The 17140-nt window shown below is 72.4% G+C and carries 19 protein-coding genes; 13 read left to right on the plus strand and 6 right to left on the minus strand.

Going from position 1 to position 17140, the window contains the following annotated elements; genetic code table 11:
• Positions 1-93: 93 nt before the first annotated feature.
• Entirely contained in the window at positions 94-855 is a 762-nt protein-coding gene (locus tag BKE41_RS07980; protein WP_012318349.1) for a sigma-70 family RNA polymerase sigma factor, read from the plus strand.
• Positions 856-1091: 236 nt separating this feature from the next.
• Here the strand turns inward: BKE41_RS07980 and BKE41_RS07985 are convergent, their stop codons facing one another.
• The 3 genes from BKE41_RS07985 to BKE41_RS07995 all read right to left on the minus strand — a co-directional run bounded on the left by BKE41_RS07985 (position 1092) and on the right by BKE41_RS07995 (position 2416).
• On the minus strand, positions 1092-1358 hold the full coding sequence (locus tag BKE41_RS07985; RefSeq protein WP_024830586.1) for a hypothetical protein: 267 nt from the start codon (positions 1356-1358) through the stop codon (positions 1092-1094).
• Positions 1359-1476: 118 nt separating this feature from the next.
• Entirely contained in the window at positions 1477-1791 is a 315-nt protein-coding gene (locus BKE41_RS07990; RefSeq protein ID WP_070999029.1) for a hypothetical protein, read from the minus strand.
• Between the two features lie 67 nt (positions 1792-1858).
• Entirely contained in the window at positions 1859-2416 is a 558-nt protein-coding gene (locus BKE41_RS07995) for a metallophosphoesterase (protein WP_012318352.1), read from the minus strand.
• A 142-nt stretch (positions 2417-2558) separates the two neighbouring features.
• Here BKE41_RS07995 and BKE41_RS08000 point away from each other — a divergent pair, with 142 nt between their 5' ends.
• Positions 2559-3260, plus strand: coding sequence for a (Fe-S)-cluster assembly protein (locus BKE41_RS08000; RefSeq protein WP_012318353.1), 702 nt, complete (start codon positions 2559-2561; stop codon positions 3258-3260).
• Positions 3261-4345: 1085 nt separating this feature from the next.
• Here the strand turns inward: BKE41_RS08000 and BKE41_RS08005 are convergent.
• Positions 4346-4726, minus strand: coding sequence for a helix-turn-helix domain-containing protein (locus BKE41_RS08005; RefSeq protein ID WP_012318354.1), 381 nt, complete (start codon positions 4724-4726; stop codon positions 4346-4348).
• 139 nt (positions 4727-4865) lie between these two features.
• On the opposite strand from BKE41_RS08005, the gene BKE41_RS08010 reads away from it, so the two are divergent.
• From BKE41_RS08010 to BKE41_RS08040, 7 genes are all read left to right on the plus strand, one after another.
• Positions 4866-5267: a DoxX family protein gene (locus BKE41_RS08010; RefSeq protein ID WP_029360911.1), complete on the plus strand. Its 402-nt coding sequence runs from the start codon at positions 4866-4868 to the stop codon at positions 5265-5267.
• Positions 5268-5336: 69 nt separating this feature from the next.
• Complete coding sequence (locus BKE41_RS08015) at positions 5337-5717, plus strand: glutathione S-transferase N-terminal domain-containing protein (protein WP_070999030.1); 381 nt, start codon at positions 5337-5339, stop codon at positions 5715-5717.
• A gap of 18 nt (positions 5718-5735) precedes the next feature.
• Positions 5736-6347: a hemerythrin domain-containing protein gene (locus BKE41_RS08020; RefSeq protein WP_012318357.1), complete on the plus strand. Its 612-nt coding sequence runs from the start codon at positions 5736-5738 to the stop codon at positions 6345-6347.
• A 313-nt stretch (positions 6348-6660) separates the two neighbouring features.
• Complete coding sequence (locus BKE41_RS08025) at positions 6661-6954, plus strand: hypothetical protein (protein WP_159392737.1); 294 nt, start codon at positions 6661-6663, stop codon at positions 6952-6954.
• Positions 6942-7580: a TetR/AcrR family transcriptional regulator gene (locus BKE41_RS08030; RefSeq protein WP_012318359.1), complete on the plus strand. Its 639-nt coding sequence runs from the start codon at positions 6942-6944 to the stop codon at positions 7578-7580. The genes BKE41_RS08025 and BKE41_RS08030 overlap by 13 nt, the downstream gene beginning before the upstream one ends.
• The gene (locus BKE41_RS08035; protein WP_024830579.1) at positions 7577-8806 is read left to right on the plus strand and encodes an efflux RND transporter periplasmic adaptor subunit; all 1230 of its coding nucleotides are present in this window, start codon (positions 7577-7579) and stop codon (positions 8804-8806) included. Before BKE41_RS08030 ends, BKE41_RS08035 begins: the two co-directional genes overlap by 4 nt.
• Before the next feature lie 49 nt (positions 8807-8855).
• Positions 8856-11942, plus strand: a complete 3087-nt coding sequence (locus BKE41_RS08040; protein WP_012318361.1) for an efflux RND transporter permease subunit — start codon at positions 8856-8858, stop codon at positions 11940-11942.
• A 330-nt stretch (positions 11943-12272) separates the two neighbouring features.
• Here BKE41_RS08040 and BKE41_RS08045 read toward each other — a convergent pair whose 3' ends face one another.
• Positions 12273-12773: a DUF6428 family protein gene (locus BKE41_RS08045; RefSeq protein WP_083374317.1), complete on the minus strand. Its 501-nt coding sequence runs from the start codon at positions 12771-12773 to the stop codon at positions 12273-12275.
• A gap of 35 nt (positions 12774-12808) precedes the next feature.
• Positions 12809-13555 (minus strand): arsenical resistance protein ArsH, encoded by a 747-nt coding sequence (gene arsH, locus BKE41_RS08050; RefSeq protein ID WP_059409575.1) that lies wholly within the window; start codon positions 13553-13555, stop codon positions 12809-12811.
• Between the two features lie 50 nt (positions 13556-13605).
• Between arsH and BKE41_RS08055 the strand changes: the two genes are divergently transcribed.
• The 4 genes from BKE41_RS08055 to BKE41_RS08070 are packed head-to-tail and all read left to right on the plus strand — an operon-like array spanning position 13606 to position 16890.
• Complete coding sequence (locus BKE41_RS08055; protein WP_012318364.1) at positions 13606-13962, plus strand: metalloregulator ArsR/SmtB family transcription factor; 357 nt, start codon at positions 13606-13608, stop codon at positions 13960-13962.
• Positions 13955-14392 carry an arsenate reductase (glutaredoxin) gene (gene arsC, locus BKE41_RS08060; RefSeq protein ID WP_024830576.1) on the plus strand — a complete coding sequence of 146 codons (438 nt, stop codon included), beginning with the start codon at positions 13955-13957 and terminating at the stop codon, positions 14390-14392. The genes BKE41_RS08055 and arsC overlap by 8 nt, the downstream gene beginning before the upstream one ends.
• A 34-nt stretch (positions 14393-14426) precedes the next feature.
• Positions 14427-15722 (plus strand): arsenic transporter, encoded by a 1296-nt coding sequence (locus BKE41_RS08065; protein ID WP_024830575.1) that lies wholly within the window; start codon positions 14427-14429, stop codon positions 15720-15722.
• 7 nt (positions 15723-15729) lie between these two features.
• Complete coding sequence (locus tag BKE41_RS08070) at positions 15730-16890, plus strand: MFS transporter (protein WP_024830574.1); 1161 nt, start codon at positions 15730-15732, stop codon at positions 16888-16890.
• Positions 16891-17140 lie beyond the last annotated feature (250 nt).

Consider the following 17140-nt stretch of genomic DNA (forward strand, 5'->3'; position numbering starts at 1 on the left):
AAAGCGCTAACCCATGTTGCGGCATGGGCGGCCCGGGCACGCCACAACCGGTCCTCTGGGCTTGACCGGCCCGCCCGCCGACGACCGGACCGAATGCCCGACACCGAAGGCTCATCGCTCCTCGATCCCATCGCGGATGTCGCAGAGGAGGCCGGGGACGAGACTCGCTTCGGCCTGCCGGAGGCCGTGCGGGCCCATCTCGGCACCCTGCTCGGCCGCACCTACGACCGGATCGGCCAGGACGCGGACGGTGCCACGAACCCCTTCGCCGACCTGCTCGCGCGCCTGGAGATCGCCCTCGCGCAGGCCGAGGGCGAGCGGGACAAGACCTTCCGCGCGGGCCTGCTGGAGGTGGTGCCGGCGCTGCACCGGTTCGCGGTCTCGCTGACGCGCGACCCGGCCGCGGCGGACGATCTCGTGCAGGACACCCTGCTGCGCGGCTGGCGCGGCCGCGGCGGCTTCACCCCCGGGACCAACCTGGAGGCGTGGCTGTTCACGATCCTCCGCAACGTCTTCTACAGCCAGCACCGCAAGCAGGGCCGCGAGGTCGCCGACACCGACGGCAACTACGCCGAGCGGCTGACCAGCATTCCCGAGCAGGGGGGCCACCTCGACCTGCAGGACGTGCGCGCGGCCCTCGACCGCCTCGCGCCGGTGATGCGCGAGGCGCTGGTCCTCGTGGCGATCGAGAACCTGAGCTACGAGGAAGCCGCCGTCGTCATGAACTGCCGGATCGGCACCGTGAAGAGCCGGGTCTGGCGCGCCCGCGAGCAGCTCGCGCGCATGCTCGGCTACGGCGGCGACGAGATCGGCAGTGACGGGGTCATGCTGTCGGTGACCGGCACTTCGGCCTGATCGCGACGATTGTCACGATCGAATACGCCAATTCGACACTTCGACGGCCGTATTCGCCAGCAAATTGACTTAGGTGAAAGCGCCCGGGCCGTCGCCTGGGCGATATGGAGCGGGTTGGGTCGATCCGTCGACTCGGCCGGGCTCCCATCGGTGTGACATCCCCCCGATCCACCGATGGGAGCCTCTTCGCCGGCAGCCGCAGCGGATGCGCGGGCCGGACGCCCCCCGCCCGGATCTCAGGTCGAGCCGCTCCGGTCCGCGTCGAGCTGCTGCAGCAGCTCCGCCAGCCGGGGATCCAGCGCCTCGTCGATCACCGGATCGTACATCGCCCGCATCTGGTGGCCGAGCCGCACGCGCGTCTGCGCGTCGAGGATCGGGCCACCCGCGACGGGCACCACCCGCAGGGCGGACGGTGCCGCGCCGGCGGCGTAGCGCTCGGTCGGTCCGGGGGCGGCACGGCGGTGATCAGGCCGGTGTTCGGCCCGGTGTTCGGGATGAGGCATGCCTCCTACATCGGCCCGCACCCCCGCCGCGGCAACCACCGGCCCGCCCGATGTCACGTCCGGTGGCAGATCCGGTGGCAAGTCCGGTGGCAAGTCCGACAGCGTGTCGTCGTCCGCCTCAGGCATCGTCCTCGGGGGCGAAGACCTCGCCCTTCTCGGCCAGGACGGTGTCGGCCGCGTCGCGGGCCAGCTCGTCCCGGTCGGCCGCGGGAGCGGGGCGGCCGAGCGCCCGCGCCAGGGCTCCGTCCCAGCCGGGCGTCGGCGCCAGGCCCTGCCCGGCGAGGATCGCGCCGGCCCGGCGGCAGACCCGGGCCCAGTCCGGCGCGCCGAGGGCGGCCCAGTCGGTCCCGAGGCCGAGTTCGGTCGCGGCCTGATCGGCGGCCCGGGTCGCCGCCTCGGTCGAGCCCGGCGGCGGGGCGGGGATGTCGGTCATGGCGATGCGGCCTCCTGCCGGGCTGTCGATGCTCCGGCGGACGATGTAGCGCGCCGGTCCCCACCCATCAGCGCAGGCCGTGGGCCGCGAGTTCCTCCGGCGCGCCCGCGGCCGCGTCCTGGCGCAGCAGGATCGCGTCGAGGGTGACCGGGCGGTCGTCCCAGGCATCCACGCCGACATCGCAGGAGCGCGTGGTGTCGGCGAGCCAGCCGTGGCTGTGCCCGTAGAGGTGGCGCGTCTCCCGCCACAGGCCCGGCCAGGCCCGGTGCGCGTAGTGCGACAGGAACAGGCGGTGCGGCCGCCCGCGCGCGTCCGCGACGGAGAGTCGGGCGCTCTCCACCGGCGGCTCGGCCCAGGGCAGGTCCAGGACGCGGTTCGAATCGTGGTTGCCCCGGACGAGGCGCTTGGTGCCGTTCAGCCGCGCGAAGATCGCCGCGCAGTGCGCCCGGCTGGCATGGGCGGCGAAGTCGCCGAGGTGCCAGACGGCGTCCTCCGGGCCGACCACGGCGTTCCAGCCGGCGACCAGGGCCTCGTCGTGGGCCTCGACGCCGCCGAACCGCGCCCCCCGGTGGCGGAGGATGTGCGGGTCGCCGAAATGCGTGTCCGCGGTGAAGAAGATCGCCATGGTGTCGAGACCTGGGCCGCGGGCGCGTCCCGTCCAGACCGGCCGGCGCGAGGCGCGCGGCCGCATCGCCGCGTTTCCGGACCGCTCCGGACGGCTCCAGGGCCGCTTCCGCGAAACCCCGCGGGCCGGTTAGGCTGCGGCGATGCTGGATCCCGCCATCTACGACCACCTCCTGGACGCGGCGCGCGCCCATCCGCCGCTGCGGGCCGCCCTGGTGCGGGCCGGTCCGATCCGGATCGAGCCGCCGGCGCATCCGTGCGTCGCCGACCGCCTGTTCGTCGAGGTGGTCAACCAGCAGCTCTCCGTCCGGGCGGCGGCGGCGATCTGGGCCCGGATCGAGGCCGCGGCCGCGGCGGCGGGCGCGCGCCCGCGGGACCTGTTCGAGGCCGGGGACGCGGCGCTGCTGCGGGCCTGCGGCATCTCGGGCAACAAGGTGCGGGCGCTCCAGGCGATCGTGGCGGCCGAGACGGCGGGCCTGCTCGGGCCCGGCCTCGCCGACCTGCCGCATCCCGAGCGGGCGGCGATCCTGTGCGGCATCCGCGGCGTCGGCCCCTGGACGGCCGACATGGTCGGCATCTTCCACTTCCACGACCCCGACATCTGGCCCGCGGGCGACGTGGCGGCGGTGGGGTGCCTCCGCCGCCTCACTGGGCGGGCCGATACCGCCGCGGTGGCGGCCGCCTTCGCGCCGTACCGCTCGATCCTGGCCCGCTACCTGTGGCGCATCAAGGACACGGCGCCCGCGCCGGTGGCCGCCCCCGTGGGCGCGCCGGCGGACGAACCGGTCGCACAGGATCCCGCGCCCCGGACCCGGCGCTCCCGCGGCGCGGCGAGATCCGGGTGACGGCCGGGGCTCGGCTATCCGTCGGCGCCGCCCGGGCCCGTAGCTCGATGGTCGGAGCCGGCCGCTCCTGACGGTCCGCCCGGACCATCGGTCCCCTGGGCTGGACGCAGCTTTTCTCGCTGGGGCACGTTTTCTCGCTGGGGCACGAGAAACGGCACGGGCGACGTCCCGATCAGACCCCGTTTCGCGCCGCCAGTCTCCCCCCAGTGCGCGGGCCGCGCCGTCCATGCGGATCAGGTCGGCGCTTTCTCCACCCGGTAGCGGCGCCGGACCACGCCGCCCTCCGGCAGGAGGGTCTCGACGCCGAACGCCGCACCGAACGCCGCGCCGTGCGCATCCACGGAAGTGGCGAGGTCGCGACCGTCAGGGCCGGCGCACAGGCAGGTCCCCCGTCCCCGCGCGACGCGGCCACGTACGTGTCGGGAACCCCGTCCGGCAGCACGGTGACGGCATGGTCACCGGGGCGGCTGTCCTGCCCGTACTGGACCTTCCCGTACTGGACCTTCCCGTGCGGGTCGGTGGCGACCGCGAGGGCGCGGACCCCGCGCTTGCCCACGAACGGCTCACGCGGGGCGATGCCGGGGACCGCCACATGTCGCGGCTCGCCCGTCGACATCGCCTCCACAGTCACGCGCCCGAGCCTCCGGCCCGGCGCCCCGAACGTGGATGAGATCGCGTCGTGATCTTGCCGGGACCGGACCCCGTCCACGCCGGGACGGTGGAGCGGCTGGGATGTGGACGGACCGCGTGCGTTCAACCGCATCGACCTCAACCGGAGCGCGGCGCTGGCCGGGCTCGGTCTCGCCTACCGCCCGGAGGATCTCGTGCTGGCCGAGATCGCCGGACCTGCCCGCGCCGTCGCCAGGCCGCGCCGGCCTTCGCGGTCGAGGCTTCCCGCCACCGGGGCTGATCGACGTTCCGGAGCCCAGTCATCGATCCGACGCGCGAGGCGGCGTCCGCGGGCCGTACCCCTGTCGAAGACGGGCAACCACGAACGCGGCGAACCGAACAGCCGTCGCGGGCCGGTCTCCGCCGGTCCGCTTCCGCGCGGTACGCGCGTCGAGGCAGACGGCGACCGTTCCGTCTCAGACAGCCTTCTCCTTCGCGTCGTAGGCAGTCTGAGCCGCATCGATCTGCGCCATGTTATCGAACGCCCACGCCCCGAGGGCCTGGATCGGCCCCGCCAGGGAGTGCCCGAGTTCCGTCAGTTCATAATCGACCCGCGGCGGGATGGAGGGCGTCACCGTTCGCGTCACGAGCCCATCCCGCTCCAGATTCCGCAGAGTGAGGGTCAGCATCCGCTGGGAAATCCCCTCGACACCGCGCTTCAACTCGCTGAACCGACGCGACCGGTCGCGCAGGAGCATGATGACGAGGACGGTCCACTTGTCGCCGATGCGGGAAAGGATCTTCGAGACCCGCATGCATCCCGCCGAATGCTCGGGGCGATGGACAGTCACATCCATGTAACCTCGGTACCCTTCCTGTGCCGTCTTGCAGGAGGAGACGGGGCTCGTATCATAACGCGGTCACTAAACGAAACCGAGGCCTGCTAAGGAACCCACGCGCGGCTCCGGGCGCTCCGGTCACATCCAGGGTCCCGGCATGTCGCAGAGTCTCGCCCGCGCCGCCCGACCTTCGCGCGGTCGCAACATCGCCGCGTGGGTCCTGTCGGTGGCTCTGTCCGCCGCCTATCTGGCGGCCGGCGGCGCCAAGCTGGCCGGCGTGCCGATGATGGTCCAGACCTTCGATCAGATCGGCCTCGGGCAGTGGTTCCGCATCGCGACGGGCCTCGTCGAGGTCGTCGGCGCCCTCGCGCTCCTGACACCCGGCTACGCCTTCCTCGGCGCCGTCTGGCTCGCCGCGACCATGGTGGGCGCGCTCCTCGCGCACCTCCTGGTGCTCCCGACCCCGGCGGCTCCCGCCTTCCTGCTGCTCAGCCTCGACGTCGTGCTCGCGTCGCTGCGCCGCGACCCGTCAGCCCGTCTCGTCCCACGCCCGCGGTAGGCCGCAGGGCCGGGCCGTCGCGCGCCAGCTGCCCACGACACCCGACCCCATCGCACAGGAAGTCCTACGATGACCGAGACACCGTTCGCGCCCGTCCTCTTCCTCAAGGCGGGCTGCCCCTTCTGCATGAAGGTGCGCCTGTTCCTCCTCGAGGCTGGACAACTCGACGGCGTCGTCCTGCGCGAGTTCGCGCCCGGCACCGAGGAGGAAACCGAGATCCGCGGCCTGCTCGGCCCGGTGGTCGAGAAGGTCACCTTCCCGGCGGCCGAACTCACGCCCGGCAGCTTCACGACGGAGTCCGACGCCATCGTCGCGCACTTCGCGGCACGTGCGGGTGTCGAGCCGGCCGCCTTGCCCACCTACCAGTCCTACCTGAACGGCGTGTTCAAGAACCTCGGGGCGCTCTACCGGGAGAACATGGACCTCAAGAAGCGCCTCCCGCCGGCCTGACGGAGAACGGCACATCCGATGGCCCCCGACACGCCCGAAGCCGCCGCGCCGCCTGTCGAGGCAAGGCTTGGCCGCGCCCTCGATGGCATTCCCTTCCTGGACGATGCCACGCGCCCGAAGGCGCCGCCCATCCCCGGCGTGACCCCGGCCCAGCGGGCGCGAGGGCGGCGCCTGGCCCTGTATCATCGCCACCACCTCGCGGAGCTCGCCGCCGTTCGCGGCGCGCTCGACCGCTTCCTGGCGGGCACCGGCACCGTCGAGGCGGTGACGGACGGCGTGGCGTCGATGACGCTGACCGAGAACTACCGTGCCTTCGGCACCCTCTGCGGGCGCCAGTGCCACCTCCTCCAGATGCACCACGACATCGAGGAGGGCGACATGTACCCCAGGCTGCGGCAATCCGACGGCCTGCGCCGGGTCCTCGACCGCCTCGGCGCGGAGCACCGCACCGTGCACGCCCTCCTCGAACGCATCCGCGCCATCGTGCGGTCCGTCGCATCGGCCCCCACGCGGGAACAGGTCCTCGACCTCAGGGAGGTCTACGGGGTCTTCGAACGCGTCGTGATCTCGCACTTCGGGTACGAGGAGCGGGAGCTCGAAGAGGCCATCGGGTACTACGACGCCCTGTGACCGCGCCCACGCGCGATGGCCCACGCGCGATGGAACGTCGGGCCCGACCGCGTGCATCGAGAGTCCGTCCGGCCTGGACGGCCCGCGGAGGTCGCGGTCCCTCAGCGCGCTCAGCGCCGGCGTCGCCCGACAGCCCCGGCGCGCATCCCGGCTGCTCGATCCGTCGGGGGACGAACACGGCCCCCGGCGACGGACTGGAGAGCAGGACCCCGGCACGCCGCGGCTGAGTGCCCCGGCACCAGTGAATGAACGTTCATTGACATGAGAATGAACGTTCACTAATGCTCCCGACGTGGCGCGGGAGACGCGAATGATGCACGGTTTCTCAGAGGCGCGGCCCGTCCACGGACCGGCCCCCGAGGCATGGGCCTGCCTGCGCTCCGTCGCGGTGGCGGCGTCGCGCCCGGCCAACCTGCTCGCCGTCCTCGTGGCGCTTCTGGGCTGGGCCGCACTGATCTCCTGGACCGGCAACGGCGCCGGGGGCTGGCAGGCCCGGACCTGCGCCGGTCTCGACGTGGTCTCGCGCGCCTGCGCCGAGGTCCGCCCGGTCCAGGACGCCGGCCGGGTCGTGCCCCATGCGGCGGAGCTGGCGTCGTGGACGCGGTGACCGGCGCCGTCGTCGAGGTCCGCGACGTCCAGGCGGCGCGGCGCGAACAGATCCTCGACGCGGCCGAGGCCTGCTTCGTCCGGAACGGCTTCCACCGCACCACGATGTCGGACCTCGCCCGCGAGGCCGCGATGAGCCAGGGCAACTTCTACCGCTACTTCGCCTCGAAGGAGGACATCGTCCTGGCGATGGCGGAGCGCGACCGCGCCCGCGGCGCCGCCCTGGTCGCCGAGATGGAGCGGGACGGCGACCGCCGCGCGTCCCTGAACGGCATCCTCGAACGGTTCTTCACCGGCATCACCCGCGAGGCCGCGGTGCTGCGCCTCGACCTCTGGGCGGAAACCACGCGGAACCCCGCCATCGCCGCGCTGGTCGACCGCAGCGAGGCCGAGGCCCGCGCGTGGCTGTGCGGGATGTTCGCGGCGCTCGCCGCCTCGCCGGATTGCGACCCCGCGTCGATGTTCGAGGCGATCAACCCGCTGATGAAGGGCATCGTCGTCGGCCGCGCCATCCTGCCGGGCTACGACCCAGCCCCCGCCGTCGCCCACCTCCAGGCCCTGATCGAGGCGGGCCTGAACGGCGCGCTGCCGCGGGTCACCACCGCCGTTCCGGAGACCGGCCGATGACCCGCGCCGCCTTCCTCGTCGCCCCCGCGCTGCTGGCGCTCGGCCTGTCGGCCGCCTCCGCCCGCGACGAGGCCGCCGCCGCGCTCAAGCCGTTGCCCGCGCCCGCGGTCAGCGTCGTCGAGGCGACGCGGCGCGAGACCGTGGAGACCGTGACGGTGACCGGGACCCTGGTGCCCCGCGACGAGATCCTGGTGACGCCCGAGATCGACGGCTACCGGGTCACCGAGGTGCTGGTCGAGGAGGGCGCGCGCGTCACCAAGGGTCAGGTGCTCGCGCGCCTCGCCCGCGACCTCATCGACCGCCAGATCGCCCAGCAGGACGCGGTGGTGGCCAAGGCCGAGGCCGCCGTGCCCCAGTCCCAGAGCAGCATCGAGCAGGCCGAGGCCGCCGCGACCGAGGCCCGGCTCAGCCTGGATCGGGCCAAGACGCTCATATCCACGGGCAACACCACCGCCGTGGTGATGGAGACCCGGACCTCTGCCCTGCGCCAGGCCGAGGGCCGGCTCGCCTTCGCCCGCAACGGGCTGGCCATGGCCAGGGCCGACCTCGCCCAGGCCCGCGCCGTGCGCGACGAGCTGTCCCTGCGGCTGGCCCGCACGGAGATCCGCGCTCCCGTGGACGGCATCGTCAGCCGCCGCACCGCCCGGGTCGGCCTCGCCGCCTCGGCCGCGTCCGAGCCCCTGTTCCGCCTGATCGCCCGCGGCGAGATCGAGCTCGAGGGCGAGATCGTCGAGACCAAGCTGCCCCTGCTGCGCGAGGGCGCCCCGGCCTGGATCGATCTCGGCGAGAGCGGCCGCGTCGCGGGCCGCGTGCGGGCCGTCTACCCCGAGGTCGACAAGGCCACCCGCCTTGGCAAGGTGCGCGTGCGCCTCGATCCCGACCCGCGCCTGCGCATCGGGACCTTCGCCCGCGGCGGGGTCGAGCTCGGCCGCAGCCGCGGCGTGAGCGTCCCCCAGGCCTCCGTGCTCTACGGCGGCGGACGCCGCAGCGTGCTCGTTGTCGCCGGCGACCGGGTCGAGGACCGCACCGTGCGCACCGGCATCGCCGACGAGGACACCATCGAGATCCGCGCAGGCCTCAACGAGGGCGAGCGCGTCGTGGCCCGGGCCGGCTCGTTCCTGCGTGACGGCGACCGGGTCCGGCCGGTCCTCGAGGCCCCGCCCCCCGCGCCCGCGGTCGCCGCGGTGCCCGCGCCGCGGGACACCGCCGAAGCCGGCGTGCCTTAAGCCGGCGTCCCCACACCCATCCCGACGTCACGAGAGCCAGGGCCGCCCGATGCGCCTGAACGTCTCCGCCTGGGCGATCCGCAATCCCATCGCGCCCCTCGTCCTGTTCCTGGTGCTGGTCGTGCTCGGCCTCGTCAGCTTCCGCGGGCTCGCGGTGACGAAGATGCCCAACGTCGACGTGCCCATCGTCTCGGTGGCGATCACCCAGTCGGGTGCGGCACCGTCCGAGTTGCAGACCCAGGTCACCAAGTGGGTCGAGGACTCGATCGCCGGCGTGCGGGGCGTCAAGCACATCACCTCGGCCATCACCGAGGGCTCCTCGGTGACCACGGTCGAGTTCCGTCTGGAGGTGAACACCGACCGCGCCGTCAACGACGTGAAGGACGCGGTCTCGAAGATCCGCATCAACCTGCCCCGCACCATCGACGAGCCGGTGATCAGCCGCGTCGAGATCGCCGGCCTGCCGATCCTCGTCTACGGCGTGAAGGCGCCCGCGATGACGCCCGCCGACCTCTCCTGGCTGGTCGAGGACAAGATCGCCCGCGCGCTCCAGGGCGTGAAGGGCGTGGGCGGCGTCGAGCGGGTCGGCGGCGTCGCGCGCGAGGTCCGGGTCGTGCTCCAGCCGGACCGGCTGCTGTCGCTCGGGATCACCGCCGCGGACGTGAACCGGCAGCTGCGCCTCACCTCCGCCGACATGGCGGGCGGGCGCGGCGAGGTCGGCGGGCGCGAGCAGTCGATCCGGACGCTCGCCGCGTCGCGCACCCTGCGCGACCTCAAGGCCACCGCCATCGTCCTGCCGGGCGGCCGCAAGGTCCGGCTCGACGACCTCGCACGCGTCGAGGACGGTATCGAGGAGCCGCGCACCTTCGCGCGCTTCAACGGCGAGCCGGTGGTCGCCTTCGCGGTCTCGCGCGGTGCGGGCGCCAGCGACGCCGAGGTCGCGGCTGGGGTGCAGAGGAAGATCGCCGAGTTCCAGGCGAGCTATCCCGATCTGCAGTTCGAGCTGATCGATTCGTCGGTCTCGTCGACCATCGGCTCCTACGATTCCGCCATGCACACCCTGATCGAGGGGGCGCTCCTCGCGGTCATCGTGGTGCTGCTGTTCCTGCGCGACTGGCGCGCCACGCTCATCGCGGCGGTGGCGCTGCCCCTCTCGGTCTTCCCGACCTTCTGGGCGATGGACGCGCTGGGCTTCACGCTGAACGGCATCAGCCTGCTCGCGATCACGCTGGTGACCGGCATCCTCGTGGACGACGCCATCGTCGAGATCGAGAACGTCGTCCGGCACATGCGGCTGGGCAAGTCGCCCTACCGAGCGGCCATCGAGGGCGCCGACGAGATCGGCCTCGCGGTCATCGCCATCACGGCGACCCTGATCGCCGTTTTCGCCCCGGTCTCGTTCATGCCGGGCATCGCCGGCCGCTACTTCATCCAGTTCGGCCTCACCATCGCGGTCTCGGTGTTCATGTCGCTGCTCGTGGCGCGCCTCATCACCCCGATGCTCGCCGCCTACTTCCTGCGCGACCGCGGCCACCACGACGAGCGCGAGGGACCGGTCATGCGGGCCTATACGCGCCTCGTCGGCTGGTCGGTACGCCACCGGGTCGTCACGCTGTTCGCCGGCCTCGCGCTGTTCGCCGCCTCCATCGCGTCGACGGGCCTGCTGCCCTCGGGCTTCATCCCGAAGCAGGACAATGCCCGCACGCTGTTCATGGTCGAGCTGGCGCCGGGCGCGAAGCTCGCCGACACGGTGGCGGTGTCCGACCGGGTGGTCTCGCGCATCCGGGCGCTGCCCGAGGTGACCTCGGTCTTCGTCGACGGCGGACGGCAGGTCGGCGGCAAGAAGGAGACCCGGCTCGCGACCCTGACCGTCAACCTCACGCCGAAGGCCGCGCGCGCCAAGCGCCAGTGGACGGTCGAGGCCGAGATCGCGGCCCTGCTCGCCGAGGAGCCCGACATCCGGTCCTGGACCCTGCGCGACAGCGGCCAGCGCGACCTCGCCCTGGTGGTGAGCGGTCCCGACGCCGACGTCGTCACGGAGGTCGCCGCGCGGCTGCAGCGCGACATGGCCGCCATCCCGCACCTCGTGGCGGTGATGTCGACGGCGCCGCTGAACCGGACGGAGGTCCGCATCCGGCCGAAGGAGGGCGTGGCGGCCGATCTCGGCGTCTCGACCGACGCCATCGCGGAGACCGTCCGGGTCGGGACCATCGGCGACATCGGCCTGAACCTCGCGAAGTTCAACGCCGCGGACCGCCAGGTGCCGATCCGGGTGCAACTGCCCGAGAGCGCCCGCGGCGCCGTCTCACGGCTGGAGAACCTGAAAGTGCCGGCCAAGAACGGGGCCGCCGTGCCGCTGGCGGTCGTGGCCGACATCGAGCTCGACCAGGGACCCGGCGCCATCGACCGCTACGACCGGGCGGTGCGCGTGGCCGTCGAGGCCAACATGGAGAACTCGGAGGCCCTCGGGACGCTCATCGCCGAGGCGCTGCGGACGCCGACGGCCAGGACTCTGCCGCCGGGGGTGACCATCAAGCAGACCGGCGACGCCGAGATCATGGGCGAGGTGTTCTCGGGCTTCCTGATGGCGATGGGCGCCGGCATCATGATGGTCTACGCGGTGCTCGTCCTGCTGTTCGGCTCGTTCCTGCAGCCGCTGACCATCCTGTTCTCGCTGCCTCTGTCCGTCGGCGGCGCCATCCTCGGCCTGCTCCTCTTCCAGATGCCGATCTCGATGCCGGTCGTCATCGGCATCCTGATGCTGATGGGACTGGTCACGAAGAACGCGATCATGCTGGTCGACTTTGCGGTCGAGGAGATGGGCCGCGGCGTCGACCGGGTCACCGCCATCGTCGAGGCCGGCCGCAAGCGGGCGCGGCCCATCGTGATGACGACCATCGCGATGGCGGCGGGCATGGTCCCGTCCGCCATGGCGCTCGGGGTCGGCGGCGAGTTCCGGGCGCCGATGGCGGTGGCGGTCATCGCCGGCCTCATCGTCTCGACCCTGCTCTCCCTCGTCTTCGTCCCGGCCGTGTTCCTGCTGATGGACAGCCTGGGCCGACTGCTCGGCCGACTGCTCGGCCGCTTCGTCGGCCCGCGGGACGAGGCGTGCGGCCACGCGGCGGCGACGCCGTGAGCCACCCCTCCGCCCCACGTTACAACGGAATCCGATGACCGCTCCCGCCTAGCGGCCCCGTTCGCCTCGGTGACCGCCGCCGCGTCCGGCCGAGCCGTTCGGGACTTGGCTCACGGGAGACGGTCGCGCCCGGGTCCGGACCGAGCGGTGCGGATCCGACGCGTCCCGCCTGTGTGGCTTCATCGTCTGGGGTAGAGACCCGTTCGACGGGAGCGGCAGGCCGAAGGTCGACCAATCCAACCCGAACCCGGCTTGGCAAGCCCGACCCCGCCCGGCCACCGGACGCGTGCGCCGCGCCCTTGTGCCGACGGTCGTCGAAGGGACAGCACCTCAGCAGCAGCGCGCGTCGTCTCGCCGCTTCGCCTCCAGCCATCGATCACGAGGCTTGCAGCTCGCCACGCGCGGCGCCAGGGCCACGGTCAGCACATCTCCTGACCGGACGGGGGCGTCAGCGCGATGGAGCTGCATCGGCGCGACTCCGTCGCTGACCTCGAAGGTGAGCCGGGCGCCCGGGTCGAGGCCGACGTGCTCCGACACCGTGCGGATGATCTCCGCGACCTTGCCGGCGGTCATGTGGGTGCGGTCGCCGTCGACCACGTCCCAGAGCTGGACGAAGATCTCCGACCAGGCTTCCGGGTTGGCCCCGCAGTCGAGGGCGGCGAACTGCCCGGCCTTCACCTCGGTGACATGATAGCCGCGCTCGATCGTCCGGCCGGCGTAGCTGAACACCAGGGGCGCGGCCGGCTGCGCGTCGCAAGCGGCGAGCAGGGCACCCAGCGGAATGTCCGTGGCGGCCGGCGCCATCCGGTCCGGGCGTTCAAGGGTCGGCATCGGCGCGCTCCACGGGTCGTTTCTCGGGAGAGGTCTCAGCGCTTCACAAAGCCGATATCGGCGGCCACCGCGCTCAGCCGCTCCGGCTCGCGCTCCTTCCGCTCGCTGTAGCGGTCCACCAGGTAGTCGGCCCGCTCGCGGGTCAGGAGCGTGAACTTCATCAACTCCTCGCACACGTCCACGACGCGCTCGTAGAGCGGCCCCGGCTTCATCCGGCCGGCGTCGTCGAACTCCTTGTAGGCCATCGGCACGGACGACTGGTTCGGGATGGTGATCATACGCATCCAGCGGCCGAGCAGGCGCAGGCTGTTCACGGCGTTGAAGCTCTGCGACCCGCCGGACACCTGCATGACGGCGAGGGTGCGCCCCTGGGTCGGTCGCACGCTGCCCTCGGAGAGGGGCAGCCAGTCGATCTGGCTCTTCATCACGCCGGTCAGGTTGCCGTGCCGCTCGGGCGACACCCACACCTGTCCCTCGGACCAGATCGACAGGGCGCGCAGCTCCTGCACCTTCGGGTGGTCGGCGGTCGTGTCGTCGGGCAGGGGCAGGCCGCGGGCGTCGTAGATCCGCACCTCGCCACCCATGGCTTCGAGCAGCCGAGCGGCTTCGTAGGCGAGGAACCGACTGAACGAGCGCTCGCGCAGGGAGCCATAGAGGATCAGGAACCGGGGCGCATGGGTGAACGGCGCGGCCGAAACCGCGCTGGCGCGGGTCGGCACCACGAAGTGCGTCTGGCTCAAGTTCGGCAGGCCATCGGTGAAGGGCTGTGCAGGCTTGTCCAAGGATCGGCTTTCTTGTACTTTCAAACGGTAATTTGAAGATTGTAACGAAAATGGACGAGCCGCAAGCCCTCGCCGCGTTCGCGGCCCTCGCCCAGGAACATCGCCTGCGCCTGGTGCGGGCGCTCGTGACCGCCGGTCCGGGCGGCCTGGCCTCCGGCGCTCTGGCCGAGGCGGTCGGCGTCTCCGCCGCCACCGTCTCCCATCACCTCAAGGAGCTGAGCCACGCCGGGCTGGTCGCCTCGCGGCGCGAGGGCCGCTCGATCATCTACAGCGCCGCCTACCCGGCGCTGTCCGACCTGATCGCCTTCCTGATGAAAGACTGCTGCCAGGGCCGCCCGGAAGTCTGCGCTCCGGCGATGGCCGCGCTGGCAACCTGCTGCCCCCCCGGAGAAACCGCCCATGGCTGAGCCGTTCGATGTCGTGATCTACCACAACCCCGCGTGCGGCACGTCCCGCAACACCCTGGCGATGATCCGCAACGCCGGCATCGAGCCGCATGTGGTCGAGTACGTCAAAACCCCGCCCGCGCGGGCGCTGCTGGTGCAGCTCCTCGCCCGCGCCGGCCTGAGCGTCCGCGACGTGCTCCGGGAGAAGGGCACGCCGTTCGCCGAACTGAAGCTCGGTGATCCGACGCTGACCGAGGAGCAGCTGCTCGATGCCATCGAGGCGCACCCGATCCTCATCAACCGCCCGCTGGTGGTGACGCCCAAGGGCGTGCGCCTCTGCCGGCCCTCCGAAGCCGTGCTGGATCTCCTGCCGGTGCAGCGGGGCGAATTCGTCAAAGAGGACGGCGAGCGGGTGGTGGACGAGCACGGCCGCCGCATCGCCACCGCCTGAGCCTCACGCCGAACCATAAGAAGAAACCGCCCGGATGCTCGCGCTCGCCATCTTCCTTGCCACCCTCGTCTTCGTCATCTGGCAGCCCAGGGGCCTCGGGATCGGGTGGAGCGCCTTGGCCGGCGCGGGCGTCGCCCTCGCCACGGGGGTGATCCATCCGGGCGATGTTCCGGCGGTCTGGCACATCGTTTGGGACGCGACGTTCACCTTCGTGGCGCTGATCATCATCTCGCTGCTGCTCGATGAGGCCGGGTTCTTCCACTGGGCGGCCCTGCACGTCGCCCGTTGGGGCGGTGGCCGGGGCCGGCGGCTGTTTCCGCTGGTCGTGCTCCTCGGCGCGGCCATCGCGGCGGTGTTCGCCAACGACGGCGCCGCGCTGCTGCTCACCCCGATCGTGCTGGCGATCCTGCTCCGGCTCGACTTCACGCCGGCGGCGGCCCTGGCGTTCATCGTCGCCTGCGGGTTCGTGGCGGACAGCACCTCCCTACCGCTGGTGATCTCCAACCTCGTCAACATCGTCTCCGCCAACTTCTTCGACGTGACCTTCGGCCGGTACGCGGCCGTGATGGTGCCGGTGAACCTGGTCTCCCTGACCGCGACGCTGGTGGTGCTCCGGGCCTACTTCCGGCGCGACGTGCCGGCGGCCTACCCGGTGGATGCGTTGGAGCGACCGGCCGGCGCGATCCGCGACCCGCTGGTGTTCCGGGCGGCGTTCCCGCTGCTCGGCGCGCTCCTGCTCGCCTACTTCGTCACCGCGCCGTTCGGCGTGCCGGTCTCGGCCGTCACCTGCGCCGGCGCGGCCCTGCTCCTGCTGCTCGCCGGCCGGGGCCGGATCATCCCGATCCGCAAGGTGCTCACCGGCGCCCCCTGGCAGATCGTCCTGTTCAGCCTCGGCATGTACCTCGTGGTCTACGGCCTGCGGAACGCCGGCCTGACCGACGAGCTGGCGAAGGGCCTGGTCTGGCTTGCCGGGTACGGCCCGTGGGTCGCCACCATCGGCACCGGCTTTGCGGCGGCCGTTCTGTCGTCAGTGATGAACAACATGCCGAGCGTGCTGATCGGAGCGCTCTCGATCCAGCAGGCCCCGGACCTGTCTCCGCTGACCCGCGAGCTGATGGTCTACGCCAACGTGATCGGCTGCGACCTCGGCCCGAAATTCACGCCGATCGGCAGCCTCGCCACCTTGCTCTGGCTGCACGTCCTCGCCAGCAAGGGTCAGAGGATCACCTGGGGCCAGTACATGAAGGTCGGCCTGGTCATCACCCCGCCCGTGCTGCTGATCACGCTGCTGGCGCTGGCGGCCTGGCTACCGCTGCTCGGCACCTGGTAGGCGGCCCGTGTCCGAGGCTCGCCGCTGGCCGGTGATCTCCGCCCTCGGCGTGGTGCAGATCCTCACCTGGGGGTCGTCGTTCTACCTGCCGGCGGTGCTCGCCGGCCCGGTCGCGGACAGCACCGGCTGGCCGCTCGCCTGGGTGGTCGGTGGCCTGTCCCTCGGCCTGTTGGTCGCCGCGTTCGCCTCGCCGCATGTCGGCGCCGCGATCCACCGCCACGGCGGTCGCCCGGTGCTGGCGCTGGCAGCCCTGCTGCTTGCGGCCGGGCTGACCACGCTGGCGCTCGCGCCGGCGCTGCCGGTCTACCTGGCCGGCTGGCTGCTCCTGGGCCTCGGCATGGGCTGCGGGTTGTACGACCCGGCGTTCGCGACACTCGGCCGGCTCTACGGCGCTGCGGCGCGGCCGGCGATCACGAGCCTGACGCTGTGGGGCGGGTTCGCCAGCACCGTGTGCTGGCCGCTGTCGGCGTTCCTGGTCGCGCATGCCGGCTGGCGGGGGGCGTGCCTCGCCTACGCCGGCCTGCACCTCGCGGTGACGCTGCCGCTGGTGCTACGGCTGATCCCGAAGGCCCCGGCGCTGCCAGCGGCGGCACATCACCAAGCCGGCGCCGGCCCGCTGACGACTCCGGAGCGGCGGGCGTTCCTGCTGTTCGCCGAGGTCCTGGTGCTCGGCGGCGCGATCATGGCGCTGGTGTCGGTTCACCTGATTACCCTCTTGCAGGCGCGCGGCGTAGCGCTCGCTTCGGCGGTCACCTACGGGGCGCTGATCGGCCCGGCGCAGGTCGGTGCCCGCCTCGTGGAGATGTCCTTCAAGGGGCGGCACCATCCGCTGTGGACGCTGACCGCCGCGTTCGCTCTGGTCGCCCTCGGCGTGGCCCTGCTCGCGTTCGGCCTGCCCGGCGTGGGGCTCTGGCTGGTGCTCTACGGCGGCGGCAACGGGATCTACTCGATCGCGCGGGGCACGGTGCCCTTGGCGCTGTTCGGCTCCGTGCGCTACCCGCTGGTGGTCGGCCGCTTGGCCCGGCCGGGCCTGATCGCGCAGGCTCTGGCTCCCCCAGCCGGCGCGGTGGTGCTCACCCATGCCGGCCCGGATGCGCTGTGGTGGTTGCTGCTCGCTCTCGCGCTCGCCAATCTCGGGTTGGTCGGCGCGCTCTGGCGGACACGGTAGTTGATCTCACCGCGCCATCCGCCTCCATCCCCGATTCGACCCCTCCACCGGCCGGCCTCGGTCGGAAGCGGAACCTTCCCTACGGGACGCCAGGGGTGCGTTCGGTCACCGCCCAGCGCTGCCGTTCGAGCCCGCGGCCCGGGATCATCCCACCGTCTGGCCGCCGCCGGCTGCCCTGCCGCCAAGCCAGGACCGTCACGGCGACCGGCGACCCGCCGAGGACCATAGTGGCGATGCCGATGACCGCCGT

This window comes from Methylobacterium sp. C1 (assembly GCF_001854385.1).
GTDB lineage: Bacteria > Pseudomonadota > Alphaproteobacteria > Rhizobiales > Beijerinckiaceae > Methylobacterium > Methylobacterium radiotolerans.